At 71.5% G+C, this 14,146-nt stretch carries 14 protein-coding genes; 7 read left to right on the top strand and 7 right to left on the bottom strand.

What is annotated here, in order from left to right; translation table 11 throughout:
• Nucleotide 1: 1 nt before the first annotated feature.
• Entirely contained in the window at nt 2-1,459 is a 1,458-nt protein-coding gene (locus QRY02_RS03505; protein WP_285993756.1) for a hypothetical protein, read from the bottom strand.
• Between the two features lie 86 nt (nt 1,460-1,545).
• Here QRY02_RS03505 and QRY02_RS03500 point away from each other — a divergent pair, with 86 nt between their 5' ends.
• From QRY02_RS03500 to QRY02_RS03490, 3 genes are all read left to right on the top strand, one after another.
• Nucleotides 1,546-1,983: a PPOX class F420-dependent oxidoreductase gene (locus QRY02_RS03500; protein WP_285990037.1), complete on the top strand. Its 438-nt coding sequence runs from the start codon at nt 1,546-1,548 to the stop codon at nt 1,981-1,983.
• 38 nt (nt 1,984-2,021) lie between these two features.
• Nucleotides 2,022-2,855: a coproporphyrinogen III oxidase gene (locus QRY02_RS03495; protein WP_285990036.1), complete on the top strand. Its 834-nt coding sequence runs from the start codon at nt 2,022-2,024 to the stop codon at nt 2,853-2,855.
• Between the two features lie 210 nt (nt 2,856-3,065).
• Complete coding sequence (locus tag QRY02_RS03490; RefSeq protein WP_285990035.1) at nt 3,066-5,630, top strand: PQQ-dependent sugar dehydrogenase; 2,565 nt, start codon at nt 3,066-3,068, stop codon at nt 5,628-5,630.
• 48 nt (nt 5,631-5,678) lie between these two features.
• Here QRY02_RS03490 and QRY02_RS03485 read toward each other — a convergent pair whose 3' ends face one another.
• Nucleotides 5,679-6,047 carry a hypothetical protein gene (locus QRY02_RS03485; RefSeq protein ID WP_285990034.1) on the bottom strand — a complete coding sequence of 123 codons (369 nt, stop codon included), beginning with the start codon at nt 6,045-6,047 and terminating at the stop codon, nt 5,679-5,681.
• A 225-nt stretch (nt 6,048-6,272) separates the two neighbouring features.
• On the opposite strand from QRY02_RS03485, the gene QRY02_RS03480 reads away from it, so the two are divergent.
• Entirely contained in the window at nt 6,273-7,391 is a 1,119-nt protein-coding gene (locus tag QRY02_RS03480) for a hypothetical protein (protein ID WP_285990033.1), read from the top strand.
• Nucleotides 7,392-7,403: 12 nt separating this feature from the next.
• On the opposite strand, the gene QRY02_RS03475 is transcribed toward QRY02_RS03480, so the two are convergent.
• A complete protein-coding gene (locus QRY02_RS03475) occupies nt 7,404-8,012 on the bottom strand; it encodes a TetR/AcrR family transcriptional regulator (protein ID WP_285990032.1) in 609 nt (202 codons plus the stop codon).
• Nucleotides 8,013-8,082: 70 nt separating this feature from the next.
• Between QRY02_RS03475 and QRY02_RS03470 the strand changes: the two genes are divergently transcribed.
• Nucleotides 8,083-8,985, top strand: a complete 903-nt coding sequence (locus tag QRY02_RS03470; RefSeq protein ID WP_285990031.1) for a sterol desaturase family protein — start codon at nt 8,083-8,085, stop codon at nt 8,983-8,985.
• Here the strand turns inward: QRY02_RS03470 and QRY02_RS03465 are convergent.
• Complete coding sequence (locus QRY02_RS03465; protein WP_285990030.1) at nt 8,935-9,894, bottom strand: glucosyl-3-phosphoglycerate synthase; 960 nt, start codon at nt 9,892-9,894, stop codon at nt 8,935-8,937. The genes QRY02_RS03470 and QRY02_RS03465 overlap by 51 nt on opposite strands.
• 159 nt (nt 9,895-10,053) lie before the next feature.
• On the opposite strand from QRY02_RS03465, the gene QRY02_RS03460 reads away from it, so the two are divergent.
• The gene (locus QRY02_RS03460; protein ID WP_285990029.1) at nt 10,054-10,455 is read left to right on the top strand and encodes a DUF6086 family protein; all 402 of its coding nucleotides are present in this window, start codon (nt 10,054-10,056) and stop codon (nt 10,453-10,455) included.
• Complete coding sequence (locus QRY02_RS03455) at nt 10,452-11,318, top strand: hypothetical protein (protein WP_285990028.1); 867 nt, start codon at nt 10,452-10,454, stop codon at nt 11,316-11,318. The genes QRY02_RS03460 and QRY02_RS03455 overlap by 4 nt, the downstream gene beginning before the upstream one ends.
• Here the strand turns inward: QRY02_RS03455 and whiA are convergent.
• From whiA to rapZ, 3 genes are read right to left on the bottom strand one after another with little or no spacing between them, the layout of a single operon-like run.
• On the bottom strand, nt 11,284-12,276 hold the full coding sequence (gene whiA / locus QRY02_RS03450) for a DNA-binding protein WhiA (RefSeq protein WP_285990027.1): 993 nt from the start codon (nt 12,274-12,276) through the stop codon (nt 11,284-11,286). The two genes, QRY02_RS03455 and whiA, sit on opposite strands and share 35 nt — an antisense overlap.
• Nucleotides 12,276-13,262, bottom strand: a complete 987-nt coding sequence (locus QRY02_RS03445; protein WP_285993755.1) for a gluconeogenesis factor YvcK family protein — start codon at nt 13,260-13,262, stop codon at nt 12,276-12,278. Before QRY02_RS03445 ends, whiA begins: the two co-directional genes overlap by 1 nt.
• 1 nt (nt 13,263) lies before the next feature.
• The gene (gene rapZ, locus QRY02_RS03440) at nt 13,264-14,121 is read right to left on the bottom strand and encodes an RNase adapter RapZ (RefSeq protein ID WP_014466867.1); all 858 of its coding nucleotides are present in this window, start codon (nt 14,119-14,121) and stop codon (nt 13,264-13,266) included.
• Nucleotides 14,122-14,146: the final 25 nt, after the last annotated feature.

Below are 14,146 nucleotides of genomic sequence, written 5' to 3'. Positions count from 1 at the left end.
GTCAGGCGACCTCCTCGTTCTCTTCTTCGTCGGCGCGTTCGACGGCGGCCGTGGACAGCAGCAGGTCCGCGCCGCCGAACTCCGGGTCGTCCAGGAGCGTGCCGTCGTCGACGGCCACCAGCACCTGCCGGTCGCCTTGGCGGCGGGCCGCGCCGACCCCGGGACTGTAGGCGTGGACGGCGCGCAGCGCGACCAGGGCCGGGAGCCCCGGCTGGCGGCTGAGGCGGGCTTCTTCCAGGAGCCCGGAGAGCCGGCGGGGCACTTCGGGCAGGTCGAGGAGCTCGTCGGCGGCGCGCCAGACGTCGTCGCCGAAGCGGTCGGTGGTCTCGGCGGGCATGAGCTCCGGCTCGGGGATCTCCCCGACGAGCTGGTCGCGTTCGGGTGCCGGGCGCAGGAGCAGCGAGACCAGGGACGACAGCGACGGCACGACCGGCGCGGTGATCCCGGCGGCGGCGTGGAAGAAGTGCTCGACCGGCGCGACCGCGTCGGCCAGCGGCAGGCCCAGGGTGGGCACGAGGAGCTGGCCGAAGAGGTCGAGCGTCGCGCGCTGGGGCGGGCCGGAGAACTGCTGGCGGTCCTGTTCGGCGCGGAACACCGCGCCCGCGTCGGCCAGCCGGGACTGCAGGCGCGTGTGCCGCCGGATGCAGTCGCCGACGATGTCGACGAGCTCGGCGGCGCGGCGCTTGCGGTCGAGGTCTTCGGTCTCGTCGCGGGCGGTGGTGATGTTCTTGAGGATGGCGTTCTCGGCACGGAACCGGGTCTCGATGTGGCCGAGCGCGCTGTCGAGGAGCTCCGGGACCTCGCGTTCCCAGTCGACCGAACGGACGTCGCGGCGGGTCGCGTCGAGCTTCGCGCGCAGCGTTTCGCCGTACTGGACGGTCCGGTAGCGGGCCTGCTCGGCGGCGAGCTTCGCGTCGGCCAGACGACCCCGCGCGATCAGGTTCTCGAGCTTGACCTCGGCGGCGATCTGCGCGGATTCGACGTCGGTGTCGAGGGCGCCGACGAGCACGTTGATGGCCTCGTCGGTGGCGCGCAGGTAGACCTCGCCGTCCGGTGCGGCCAGCTCGACCAGCAGCTTGAAGTCGAACTGACGCCGCTGGTAACCGCCGGGCCCGACCGCGCCGTAGACGCGCCGGAAGCCGCGGTCGGTGGTGCCGACGTTGATCAGGTTGTCCAGCACCCACTTGGCCACCCGGACGTGTTCCTCGGGCATCCGCGACGGCGCCTGCTGGGCGATGAACGGCAGCAGCCGGTCGATGACCTCGTCGTGGCCGGCGCCGGTGTCGAAGTCCATGGCGATGGTGACCTGGTCGATCGTGTGCAGCGCGATCTCGGCCATCTGGTAGATCGTGGCGTCGGCCCAGTCGAGCTTCGCCTTGCGCGCGTCCAGGTCGTGCAGCGGCGCGGTGCAGGCCAGCGCCTTGAGGCGGCGGGTCAGCCCCTCGTCGGCCAGTCCCATGGCGGCCCTGTCGTCGTCTCGCACAGCAGGCCAGGCTAGTCGGCCACCCTCTGCGCACGCCCGGGTGACGGACTAACGTCCCCCTCATGCGTGAGATGAGCCGTGACGAGTGGTGGAAGTTCGCGTCCGAGGGAACCCGGACCGGCATGTTGGGCCTGGTCAGGAAGGACGGCTCGCCGATCGTCACGCCGATCTGGTTCCTGCTGAACGAAGGCCCGGACGGGGACGAGCTGATCTTCACCACGGGCACCGAGACCCTCAAGGGCAAGGCCATCGCCCGCGACGGGCGCATCTCGCTGGCCGTCGACGACCAGAAGCCGCCGTTCTCCTACGTCCAGTTCACCGCCGAAGCGCGGCTCACCCACGACTACGACGACATGCTCGAGTGGGCGACGAAGCTGGGCGCCCGGTACATGGGTGCGGCGCAGGCCGAGGAGTACGGCAAGCGCAACGCCGTCCCCGAGGAATCCCTCGTCCGGGCGAAGATCACCAAGGTGATCGCGCGGGCCGACATCGCCGACTGACCCCGGTTCGCTGGTAGTCTGCCCCCGGGGGTGGGGGTATGCCTTCAGGGGACAGACGCGACGCCGTCAAGGCGATCGTCAGCGCGGGCCAGCGGGAACTGGTGGCCGAGCTGGAACGCGTCGACGGCGGTGCGCGCTTCGGCCGCTCCGGCCGCACGCGGCGGCTGGAGAACGGCGACGTCTTCGAACGCGCCGTCGTCAGCGCGGCCTTCTCGGACGAGTTCTTCGCGGCCGGGCTGTCGGTCGTGCTCCACCCGCGCAACCCGTACGTCCCGGCGTTCCAGGCGCACTTCCGCTACCGCGAGGCCGCGGACGCGTGGTGGTTCGGCGGCAGCGTCGACCTCCTGCCGTGCTACGGCTTCGCCTCGGACGCGACGCACTTCCACCGCGTCCTGAAGAACCACTGCGACACGCTCGACCCGGCGTTCCACGCGCAGGCGAAACGGGCGTGCGACGACCGCTTCCGCCTCCCGCACCGCGACGAGGCCCGCGGCATCGGCGGCATCCTCTTCGACCACCTGCGCCTGCCCGGCCCGGACGGCTGGCGGCGCTCCGCGGCGTTCACCGCGGCGGGCATCGCCGCGATCGCGCCGGCGTACTTCCCGATCGTCCGGCGGCGCAAGGACCTGCCGCACGGCGAGCGCGAGCGGCAGTGGCAGCTCTACCGCCGCGGCCGGTACGTGGAGTTCACGCTGGTCCACGACGCGGCGAACGCGGTGCAGGCCGACGCCGAAGCGATCCTCTCGGCGCTGCCGCCGCTGGCGCGGTGGGAGTCGGAGTTCACGCCGGAGCCGGGAAGCGCGGAGGCGGAACTGGCCTCGTTCCTCGTCCCGCGCGACTGGGCGGCCGAAACCCCGGTGACGGCAGGCTGACGTTCCCCCGTCCGGGCGCATTCGCCCCGCTGAGCGGGAAAGCATTTTCACGGTGGGTAAGTCGTGGTGTCGAGTATTGACAGGCCCCGCTCGGAGGGTGTGAGATCTGTCCCATAGATAGGAAACTTTCCTAACTATTGCCGCCGGTGGTCCGCCGACCATTCCGCCCCGGTCACCCCCTGTCCCCCCGACCCACGCAGGAGGCTTCCAGTGGCACCCCGTCCACCGTGGCGCGCGGTACTGGCCGGCACCGCCGTCGCGGCGCTCGGCTTCACCGCGGTCAGCCCGGTAACCGCTTTCGCCGCGGACACGAGCTACGAATCCGAAGACGCGACCATCTCCCAAGGCGCCGTCGAATCGAACCACGCCGGCTACAGCGGCACCGGGTTCGTCAACTTCGACAACGTCACCGGCAGCTACGTCGAATACTCCGTGAACGCGGCCCAGGCGGGCACGCACACCCTGACCTTCCGCTACGCCAACGGAACCGCCGACAACCGGCCGGTGAAGCTGACCGTCGACGGCGGCGACAAGGGCACCGTCGACTTCCCCGCCACCGGCGCGTGGACGACCTGGAAGACCGTCACCACGACCGTCCAGCTCACCGCCGGCGTCAACAAGGTCCGCACCACCGCGACCACCGCCAACGGTGGCCCGAACGCCGACAAGCTCACCGACACCTTCACCGCCCCGGTGGACCCCGAACCGCCGTCGGCGCCGTCGAACCTCAAGGCGAGCAACATCCTCCCCACCGCGGCCACCTTCTCCTGGACCGCCGCGACGGACAACGTCGGCGTCGTCCGCTACGAGATCAACCGCGGCGGCAACATCCTCAAGACCGTCGACGGGAACACCACGAGCGCCACCGTCGACAACCTGACCCCGAACACGGCCTACGACATCTCCGTCGGCGCGTACGACGCCGCCGGCAACCCGTCGCAGCAGAGCAACGTGGTCACCTTCACCACGCCGCCGAGCAACGACACCACCCCGCCCGGCGTGCCGGGCAACCTGCGCTCCACCGGCGTCACCGCGAACAGCGTCTCCCTGGCGTGGAACGCTTCCACGGACGACAGCGGCACCATCGCGGGCTACGACGTCTACCAGGGCACCGCCAAGGTGGCGACGACGACGTCACTGAGCACGACGATCACGAACCTGAACCCGAACACGTCCTACACCTTCACCGTCAAGGCCCGTGACCCCGACGGCAACACCTCGGCCGCCAGCAACGCCGTCACGGCGAAGACCAGCGCTCCGGGTGGCGCCGGGGGCATCCCGGAGTACGACAAGGACATCGCGAAGGTCGACCTCGGCTGGTCGGTGGACTTCCTCCCGAACGGCAACGCACTGGTCACCGAGCGGGACCGGTTCGAGGTCCTGCTCGTGACGCCGTCCGGCCAGAAGACCACGCTGGGCAAGGTGCCGGGCGCGGTCGGCACGAACGGCGAAGGCGGCCTCCTCGGCCTGGCGATTTCGCCGAACTGGGCGTCCGACCACGCGATCTACCTGTACCACACCGCATCCGGGGACAACCGGATCGTGAAGATGACCTACGACGGCACCACGCTGTCGTCGACGTCGACGCCGGTGCTGACCGGGATCGCGAAGAACCGCTACCACAACGGCGGCCGGATCAAGTTCGGTCCCGACGGCAAGCTGTACGCCACCGTCGGCGACGCCAAGAACAGCGACAACGCGCAGAACAAGAGCTCGCTCAACGGGAAGATCCTGCGGCTGAACCCGGACGGCTCGGCGCCGGGCGACAACCCGTTCTACGCCACCGGCGGCAACGCGCGGTACGTCTGGAGCTACGGCCACCGCAACCCGCAGGGCCTGGCCTGGGACTCCCGCGGCCAGCTGTGGGCGGCGGAGTTCGGCGAAAGCAGCCAGGACGAGCTCAACCTGATCCAGAAGGGCGGCAACTTCGGCTGGCCCAGCTGCGAAGGCACGCAGGGCAGCTGCAGCGGTTACATCGCCCCGAAGAAGACCTGGTCGACGTCGCAGGCCGGACCGAGCGGGGTGGAGATCGTCAACGACTGGATCTACATCGCCGGCGTCACCGGTGAGCAGCTGTTCGCCACGCAGATCAACGCCGCGGGCACCGGCGTCGGCACGGTGTCGACGCTGTTCTCCGGCCGCTGGGGCCGGCTGCGCTCGGTCACCAAGACGCCGGACGGCGGGCTCTGGCTGACCTCGACGAACAACGACAAGAACGGCGGCACGCCGTCGGTGCTGGACAACGTGATCGTGCGGCTGAAGTTCCCGGGCGGCAGCACGCCCGGCGGCTTCAAGCTGACCAGCTCCGCCTTCGCCGACAACGCCACCATCCCGGACAAGTACACCTGCGCCGGGGACGGCACGGCGGGCCAGGACCCGTCGCCGCCGCTGGCGTGGGGCGAGTCCACGGGTGCGAAGGGCTACGCCGTCGTGTTCGCCGACGTCGCCAACAGCGGCAACAAGCTGCACTGGGCGATCTGGGACGTCCCGGCGACGGCTCGCTCCCTCCCGGAGGGTCTCGGCGCGGGCTACACCGTGCCGGACCAGGGCGGCGCGAAACAGAAGGCGATGGGCAGCGGGGCGAACGCGCAGAAGTTCTTCGGCCCCTGCCCGGGCGGCTCGAGCCACCCGTACACGTTCACGCTCTACGCCCTGAACACCGCGACGGTCCCCGGCTTGACGTCGTCCTCGACGATGGCCCAGATCGAGACGGCGATCAAGGGCGCGTCGACGGCCAACGTGGTGCTGCGCGGCAAGTCCAGCGCGGCCGCCTGAAAGCCGCGGCGGGGGTGACCGGAGCGGCGCCGGTCACCCCCGCCGCCCTCACTGCGACTCCGCCACCCGGCGCAGGTGGGCGTCGACGTCGAAGCCGTGTTCCTCCAGCCGGCGGCGGGCCAGCAGGAGCTCGTCGGGGGTGAACAGCTCGGCGTACTCCTCGCGGAGCATGACCGCTTCGGAGCTGCGGCCGAGCTGGTTCTTCTCCCAGAGCACGGTGAACCCGCCCGCGGTGCCGGCCCCGCGCAGCAGCAACCGGGCCGCTTCGACGCCGCCGTGCTCGCGCACCATGCGTTCGAACTGGGCGGGCCGGTAGCCGTAATCCTTGGCCAGGACCCGGCAGCCATCGAGCAGGTCCTCGGTGAACCGCGCGGCGAGCCGGGGATCGGCCGGGATGGATGCGGCTGGTTCGGGCATTGGGGCAACCTCTCGACGCGACGGCTTCCCAGATTAATCGCGAACCGGGGCAGTTTCGCTACGCCATTCGAGCAACGAATTCGCGAAGAGCACTCTCCGTGTCAACAGAAGCGGACAAAGAGGGCAAACCGAAACCGGCAGTGACATCTGGGGCTCCGCCCCAGGTCGGGGGCTCCCCCACCCGAGCCCCGAAAAATGTCGGTGGTCTCTGCCATGCTGACCGCCATGCGAACCGTGGTCCACGGCGACGTTCACGTCCACTATGGACAGATCTACGTCCACGACGAGGACGGAGAGCCGTTCGAGGGCGACCTGCACGCGTGTTTCGCCGGGCAGCGCAACGGGCTGTGCGGGGCCGCGGTGCCCGGCACCCTCTTCCTCATCACCGGGCTGCACACCGGCGAGGTCGGCTTCACCGCCGAGGTGCACTCGTCCGAGCCTCCGGACAGCGGCGGGGAGGACGTCGTCGAGGCTTCCTTCCGCGCCGAGGGCCGGACGGTGCTCGTCACCTGGGGCGGCTCGGATCGGTGGGACCTCGAGCTGGCTCCCGGCGACTACCGCGTCCGCTACAGCGGCACGGCGATGGACGCGGGCCGCGAGCGCGACACCCGGCTCGGCGGCGAGCCCCCGCTGGACAGTTACGTGCTGCAGTTCTGGCCCGCGCCGGCGGCGCCGGACGTCGTCGTCCGCGAAACGAGCGCGATCGCGGCGTACTGGCACGGTTTCGCGCGGAATCTGCCTCCACCGCCCACGGACGAGGAGCTCGCCGCTCGCTGGGAAGCGCGTCAACAGGCTGAGGAAGAGGCGCGTGCGAAGGCGCAGCACGAACAGCTGCTCCGGGAGTGGGGCGGGGTGCTGCCGGCCTCACCGGTGCTCGACCTGCCGCCGGGTTCGCTGCGAGAGTTCGCCAAGCTCGACCGCGACCTGGTGGGGGCGGCGATCGCCGCCGGGCCGGAGATCTGCCGCGCGCTCGCCCGCCGGGTGGCCCACCTCGCGTTCGAGCGGGCCCGGCTCGACGGCGTCGGCTGGATCGCCGAGGGCCTGCGCGCACTCGACGAGGGGATTCCGTTGCCCCCGCCGTTCGACGACTGGACCGCGGCGTGGGATCGGCTCCTGGCGGATCCGGACGTCCCGCATACGCTCGTGCGCACCCCGGACGGCCGGCACGACAACGCGTTGCAGCAGGCGATGGCGTTCCCGGCGATCTTCGCCGCCAGCCACGAAGATTCCTTGGAGGCACTGGGCCGGACATTGTCGGCGGCCGGGCACGCGTACGGCGACGACCGGCCGCAGCTGCTGGCGGAGGCCCGCGCGGCGCTGGCCGGGCTGACCGGGAGCGGCTGACCCGGCCGGACCTCACCAGCCGAACAGGCCGCCCATGATCCGGGCGCAGCGGGCCGTCATCGCGTCGGCGTCTTCCTCCGGCCGGTCGATCCACCAGCTGATCAGCGAGTCGACCACCCCGGTCCACACCTGCGCGACGGCCTCGATGTCCGCCGGGTCGGCCAGGCCGCGGGAGGTCAGCAGCTGCGTGGCGCCGAGCACGGCGAACGTGTCGAGCCGGCGGCGGTAGTCCGCGGCCGCCGCGGCGATGTCGCCCGACGACGGCACGGTCGCGTCGCGCAGGAGGCGCCACGCGTAGCGGTCGTGGTCGAACGTCGTGAAGATCGCCGAAAGCACCTTCAGCGGCATCTGGTCGGGCTCACCGCCGGCCGCCATGGTCGTCGCCACGCCGTCGGTGAGACGGCCGCCCGCGCGGTGCAGGCAGGCCAGGTAGAGCCCGTCCTTCGAGCCGAAGTACTGGTACAGCAACGGCTTGGTGACCCCGACGCGGCGGGCGATCTCGACCATCGACGCGCCCGCGTACCCGGCCCGGCCGAACTCCTCGGTGCCGGCCACGACGAGCTGGGCCTCGCGCTCTTCGCGGGGCATCCCCTTGGTCCCGACCGGCCTTGACTCCGTCACACGCCAGAGCCTACCGTGCGTAAAGTGACCCGAGGGTAAGTTACCGCATGGTCAGATCCGAGGAGGCGATGTGGCCGAGTTCCTGGCGCACCTGCGCGACCCCGTGTTGTTCGCGATTCCGGTGTTCCTGCTGTTCGTCACGATCGAAATCGTCGCGGTGCACGTGCTCGGCCACGACGACCACGTCGTCGGCTACAGCGTCGCCGACACCCGGACGAGCATGTTGATGGGCACGGTCGCCGTCGGTGTCAACGCGCTGTTCCGGCTGGTGATGCTGGTCGTGTTCGCGGCGCTGTTCGAGCTGGCGCCGGTCAGGTTCGATCCGCGTGACTGGTGGACGTGGGTGCTCATGCTGCTCGGCCAGGAACTGGTGTTCTACGCCTACCACCGGGCCAGCCACCGCGTGCGGCTGCTGTGGGCCGGGCACCAGGTGCACCACTCCAGCGAGCACTACAACTTCTCGACCGCGCTGCGCCAGAAGTGGACCCCGTACTTCCAGCTGCCGTTCTGGTCGGTGCTGGCGCTGTGCGGCATCCCGCCGTGGCTGATCCTGACCGGGCTGTCGATCGACCTCGTCTACCAGTTCTTCGTGCACACCGAGAAGGTCGGCAAGCTGCCGCGCTGGTTCGAGTACGTCTTCAACACCCCGTCCCACCACCGCGTCCACCACGGCAGCGACGAGGAGTACCTGGACGCCAACTACGGCGGCATCCTGATCGTCTGGGACCGGCTGTTCGGCAGTTTCGTGCCCGAAGGCAAGCGGCCGACGTACGGGCTGACCAAGAACATCGAGACGTACCACCTGCTCAAGGTCGGCTTCCACGAGTACGGCTCGATCCTGCGCGACCTCCGCGCGGCCCGGACGTGGCGCGAGCGCGCGGGCTACGTGTTCGGGCCGCCGGGCTGGCGGCCCGAACACGAGCTACGCGATGTCCCGCAGCGCCAGGCTGTTCAGGGGCGGACGCTGCGGTGAGGTGAGGTCGGTCAGCACGATCTCACGCTCGACGCCGGGCGACGTCCCGCGCCGGAACTGCGCGAGCAGTGTCGCCGGCGGGGCCGCCGTGACCAGCCGCCCGTGCCGTTCCAGGCGGTCGAAGAGCGTCTGCATGATCTGCCCGGACATCCGGCCCAGCGCCTGGGTGCTCTGGTGGCGGTGCGCGCGGTGGCCGAGGTCGACCTGCGCGAGCGCGTCGAGGCCGTGCAGTTCGAGCAGGTCGATGAGGTGCCCGACCTCGACGCCGTAGTTCGCGACGAACGGGATGCTCTCCAGCACCTCGCGGCGGCCCGCGTATTCCCCGGCGAGGGGCTGGACGAACCCGGCGAGCTCCGGCCAGAACATGTTGAGCAGCGGCCGGGCGACGAGTTCGGTGACCCGGCCGCCGCCGTCCGCTTCGGTGCCGAGCGGGCGGTGGTAGAAGCCCTTGACGTAGGCGACCGACGGGTCGGTGAGCAGCGGGCCGAGCAGCCCGGTGACGTAGTCGGTGGTGAAGTCGTACAGGTCACCGTCGACGAAGACGACAAGATCGCCACTCGTCGCCGCGACGCCCTTCCACAGCGCTTCGCCTTTGCCGGCCAGCCCTTCGAGTGCGGGGAAGACGGCGTCCTGCGCGACGACGGCGGCCCCCGCGGCGGCGGCCACCTCGGCGGTGGCGTCGGTCGAGTGGCTGTCGACGACGAGGATCTCGTCGACGAGCTTGCCCTGGAGCTCTTCGCGGATGGCACCGACGATCGCCCCGACGGTGGCTTCCTCGTTCCGGGCCGGGATGACGACGGAGACGGTGGTGCCGCGTTTGGCCGCGACGAGCTCCCGGGTGGTCCAGTCACCGGCCTTGCTGCTGCGCCGGGTGAGCCAGGTGCCGATTTCCGGCGAAACCTGCAGCATGCGTTTCCCCTTCCCTCGTTCGCCTCCGAGGTTCGGGGTGCCGCGTTTCGTCGGCCGCTCCGCGACGCTACCGGGGTGTTACGAGATCGCCCTCCGCGTTAACGCGGAGGGCGGAAAACCGGCTGACCACGGCACTCCCGCTCACTAGGCTCGTCGCCGATGAGCCAGTACTTCAGCGTCGACGGCCACTCCGTGTGGAACCCGTCCAACGGCCCCGGCACGCTCTTCACGCACCTCGCGGAGGCGCTGGTCCCGCTGGCCGGGCGGCCCTCCGGGATCGGGGTGACGCCCGGCGACCCCGACGACCACCCCATCGACGGCGCGGCCTTCGCGGCGTTCGCCGGCGCGCTCGTCGCCGAGTACCGCGCGACGTCGCACCCGATCCAGCGGGCGCTCCTCGAAGGGTTCGTCGCGACCGCGGCCGTCCTCGCCCGCCGTGGTGGGCTCGTGCTCGACGGCTCGGCCGGCCGCTCCGCCCGGGACATCCCGGGTGGTGGCGCGGCGGGGCCGGACCGGCTCGCGGAGCTGATGGCCGAGTACGAACGCGCGATGCCGGTGTGATCGAGCCGAACCGCCCCTTCCGCTGGGACCTGATCCGGCCCGACCACCTCGGCTCGCTGCTCGACGGCGTTCCCGGGCCGGACCTGTGGTTCCTCGACGAGCTGATCAGCTGCGCCGCGAAGGTGCTCGCCCGATCCGAGGACGGCGAGCTGTACTTCGTCGGCCGGTCCGCGGACTCCGTGTTCGACCTGCTCGGCGGAGCACTGCCCGACCCTGACCGGCTGCACCTGCTGCCGCTGTACACCGCGTCGATGGACAGCCTCTTCGGCGGGCGGCTCCACCCGGCCGAGGTGGCGCAGCTGCGGGCGAACCTGACCGCGCACGGACTGGCCCCGGACGCGCTCGCCCACGGTTCCCGGCCCGTCGTGTTCGTCGACGTGGTGTCCTCGGGCCGGTCCTTCGGGCAGCTGATCGGCATCCTCCGCGACTGGGCCACCGACGAACGCGCGGACTGGCCGGCCGCCGTGCGCCGGATCCGGCTCCTCGGCCTGCCGCGCCGCACGCACACCAGCCCGAAGACCCGGCGGTGGCAGCAGCATGCGGAGTGGACGCACGAGCTGCCCGCCGGGGCCATCCGGAACATCTCGCTCGAGAGTGCCGTCTTCAGCTACTTCGCCGACCACCAGCAGAAGCTGACCGACTCGTTCGGCCGGTACCTCTGGTCCGCCGAAGACGTCCGCGAGCCGGCCCGTGACCCCCGCACCCGCCGGGCGCTGGCCGAAGCGGTCGCGATCGTCGAAGCCGGGCGCACGCCGGCCGTCCGCGAACGGCTTGCGCGGACCATGAACGGCGAACCCGCGATCGCGGAACCGTGGCTGCGGGACCTCGTCAGGCTTCTTCTTCCTCGAGCATCTCCGGCGTGACCGCCGATTCGGTGTCCGGGATGTTCAGGTCCTTGGCCCGCTTGTCCGCCATCGCCAGCAGGCGGCGGATCCGGCCCGCCACCGCGTCCTTCGTCATCTGCGGGTCCGACAGCTGGCCCAGTTCTTCCAGGGACGCCTGCCGGTTGGACAGCCGGAGGCGCCCGGCCGCCAGCAGGTGGTCCGGGGCCGTTTCGCCGAGGATCTCCAGCGCGCGCTCCACGCGGGCCGCCGCCGCCACCGCCGCGCGGGCCGATCGCCGCAGGTTCGCGTCGTCGAAGTTGGCCAGGCGGTTCGCCGTCGCGCGGACCTCGCGGCGCATCCGCCGCTCTTCCCACTGCAGGACGCTCGCGTGCGCGCCGAGGCGGGTCAGCAGCGCGCCGATCGCGTCGCCGTCGCGGACCACCACCCGGTCGGCTCCCCGGACCTCGCGGGACTTCGCCTGGATGCCCATCCGGCGCGCCGCGCCCACCAGCGCCAGCGCCGCCTCCGGACCCGGGCACGTCACCTCGAGTGACGACGAACGGCCCGGTTCGGTCAGCGACCCGTGCGCGAGGAACGCGCCCCGCCACGCCGCTTCCGCGTCGGCCACTCCCCCGGACACCACGGCCGCGGGCAGCCCGCGCACCGGGCGGCCGCGCTGGTCGATCAGCCCGGTCTGCCGGGCCAGGCCCTCACCGTCCTTGACCACGCGCACGACGTACCGGGTGCCCTTGCGCAGCCCGCCGCTGGCGGTGATGACGTGGACGTCCGAATGGTGGCCGTACAGCTCGTGGATCTCCTTGCGCAGCCGTCGCGCGACCGAGCCCGTGTCCAGCTCCGCCTCCACGACCACCCGGCCGGCCACGATGTGCAGCCCGCCGGCGAAGCGAAGCAGCGACGCGACCTCCGCCCGGCGCGGCCCGATCTTCGTGATCTCCAGCCGGCTCAGCTCGTCCTTCACCGCGGCGGTCATCGCCATTACTGCCCCTCCCTGCCTTTCGCTCCTCCCCCGTGCTCCCCGCCGAGACCGAGAGCCTCCCGCATGCACAACGCGAGCGCATCAGGATCATGCCGTCCCGCCACTTCGGGGTCGGCCACCGCCCCCAGGTGCGCCCGGCCGCCCAGCCGTTCCGCCGCGCGGCGGAGATTCGCCGGGTCGGGGACGGAATCGCGGTCCGCGATCACCGCGTCGACCCGCAGATCGGGCGCGTGCTCGAAGAGTACGTCGAGATGACGCTCCGGCGAGAATCCCGCGGTTTCCCCCGGCTGGGGGACAAGGTTGAGCACGAGCACCTTCGTCGCGGCCGTCTGCACGAGCGCGTCGTGCAGCCCCGGCACGAGCAGGTGCGGGAGCACACTCGTGAACCACGAGCCCGGCCCGAGGAACACGACGTCGGCGGCGAGCACGGCGTCGACGGCCTCCGCGCACGCCAGCGGCGGCCGCCCCGACCGGCCCGGCGAACGCAGGCTGACGCGCTGCACCTGCCCCGGCGTCGAGGCCACCGCGACCTGGCCGCGGATCGTGCGCACCGCGGCCGGGTCCTCGCTGTCGAGGCCGCTGACCTGGCCCTCGATCTCCAGCGGTTCCGGGGACATCGGCAGCACGCGGCCCGAGACACCCATCAGCCGGCAGGCCTCGTCGAGCGCGGCCACCGGGTCGCCGAGCACCTCGAACAGCCCGGCCAGCAGCAGGTTCCCCACCGCGTGCCCGGCCAGTGCGCCGTCGCCGCCGAAGCGGTGCTGGAAGACCTCGGCCCACAGCGTGCCGCCGTCCTCCGCGGCGAAGGCCGCGAAGGCCTGGCGGAGGTCACCCGGCGGCAGCAGCCCGAGTTCGCGCCGCAGCCGGCCGGACGATCCGCCGTCGTCGGCCACCGTCACGACCGCGGTGACGTCGGGGGTCACCCGCCGCACCGCGGACAGTGTGGCGTGCAGTCCGTGGCCGCCCCCGAGGGCGACCGCGCGCACGTTATTCACGACCAAGGTCGCGGTGCACCACCTTCACGGCCATACCGTCCTCTTTGGACAAACGCTCGGCGAGTTCGACCGACAGTGCCACGCTGCGGTGCTTGCCACCGGTGCAGCCGACGGCCAGCGTCAGGTACCGCTTGCCTTCGCGCTTGTAGCCGGCGCCGATCAGCCGCAGCAGCTGGTGGTAGCGGTCGAGGAACTCCTCGGCCCCCTCCTGCGAAAGGACGTAGTTGCGGACCTCGCCGTCGAGCCCGGTGTGTTCGCGCAGCTCCGGGATCCAGAACGGGTTCGGCAGGAACCGGACGTCCATCACCAGGTCGGCGTCCATCGGCAGGCCGTACTTGTAGCCGAAGGACAGCACGGTGACCCGGGTCTGGGTGCTCGCCTCGGAGCCGAACGCGTCCTCGATCTTGGCGCGCAGGTCGTGCACCGACAGCGACGACGTGTCGAGCACCAGGTCGGCCTCTTCGCGCAGCGGCTCCAGCAGCGTCCGCTCCGCCGTGATGCCGTCGGCGAGCCGGCCGTCGCCCTGCATCGGGTGGCCGCGGCGGACGGCTTCGAAGCGCCGCACCAGCACCGCGTCGGTCGCCTCCAGGAACAGCACCCGCGGCTTGTAGCCCCGCGCGTCGAGGTCCTTGATGACCGAGGCCAGGTCGTCGGTGAACGCGCGCGAGCGCACGTCCATCACGACCGCCACCTTCGTGATCGCGCCGCGCGCCTGCGCGCCCAGCTCGACCATGGTGGCGATCAGCTCGGGCGGCAGGTTGTCGACGACGAACCAGCCCAGGTCCTCCAGGCACTTGGCCGCCGTGCTGCGGCCCGCCCCCGACAACCCGGACACGACCGCGACCTCCATGCCGGAGCCGCGGATCTCCTCTTGC

This window comes from Amycolatopsis sp. DG1A-15b, assembly GCF_030285645.1.
Classification (GTDB): Bacteria; Actinomycetota; Actinomycetes; order Mycobacteriales; family Pseudonocardiaceae; genus Amycolatopsis.
This window is presented reverse-complemented; position numbering and strand designations above follow the sequence as displayed.

What these genes read in the sequence shown, in the direction of transcription:
- whiA (WP_285990027.1), bottom strand. Translation starts at nt 12,276, where the DNA reads ATGGCGATGACCGCCGCGGTGAAGGACGAGCTGAGCCGGCTGGAGATC.
- QRY02_RS03480 (WP_285990033.1), top strand. Translation starts at nt 6,273, where the DNA reads ATGCGAACCGTGGTCCACGGCGACGTTCACGTCCACTATGGACAGATC.
- QRY02_RS03465 (WP_285990030.1), bottom strand. Translation starts at nt 9,894, where the DNA reads ATGCTGCAGGTTTCGCCGGAAATCGGCACCTGGCTCACCCGGCGCAGC.
- QRY02_RS03495 (WP_285990036.1), top strand. Translation starts at nt 2,022, where the DNA reads ATGCCTTCAGGGGACAGACGCGACGCCGTCAAGGCGATCGTCAGCGCG.
- QRY02_RS03460 (WP_285990029.1), top strand. Translation starts at nt 10,054, where the DNA reads ATGAGCCAGTACTTCAGCGTCGACGGCCACTCCGTGTGGAACCCGTCC.
- QRY02_RS03485 (WP_285990034.1), bottom strand. Translation starts at nt 6,047, where the DNA reads ATGCCCGAACCAGCCGCATCCATCCCGGCCGATCCCCGGCTCGCCGCG.
- QRY02_RS03505 (WP_285993756.1), bottom strand. Translation starts at nt 1,459, where the DNA reads ATGGGACTGGCCGACGAGGGGCTGACCCGCCGCCTCAAGGCGCTGGCC.
- QRY02_RS03500 (WP_285990037.1), top strand. Translation starts at nt 1,546, where the DNA reads ATGCGTGAGATGAGCCGTGACGAGTGGTGGAAGTTCGCGTCCGAGGGA.
- rapZ (WP_014466867.1), bottom strand. Translation starts at nt 14,121, where the DNA reads ATGGAGGTCGCGGTCGTGTCCGGGTTGTCGGGGGCGGGCCGCAGCACG.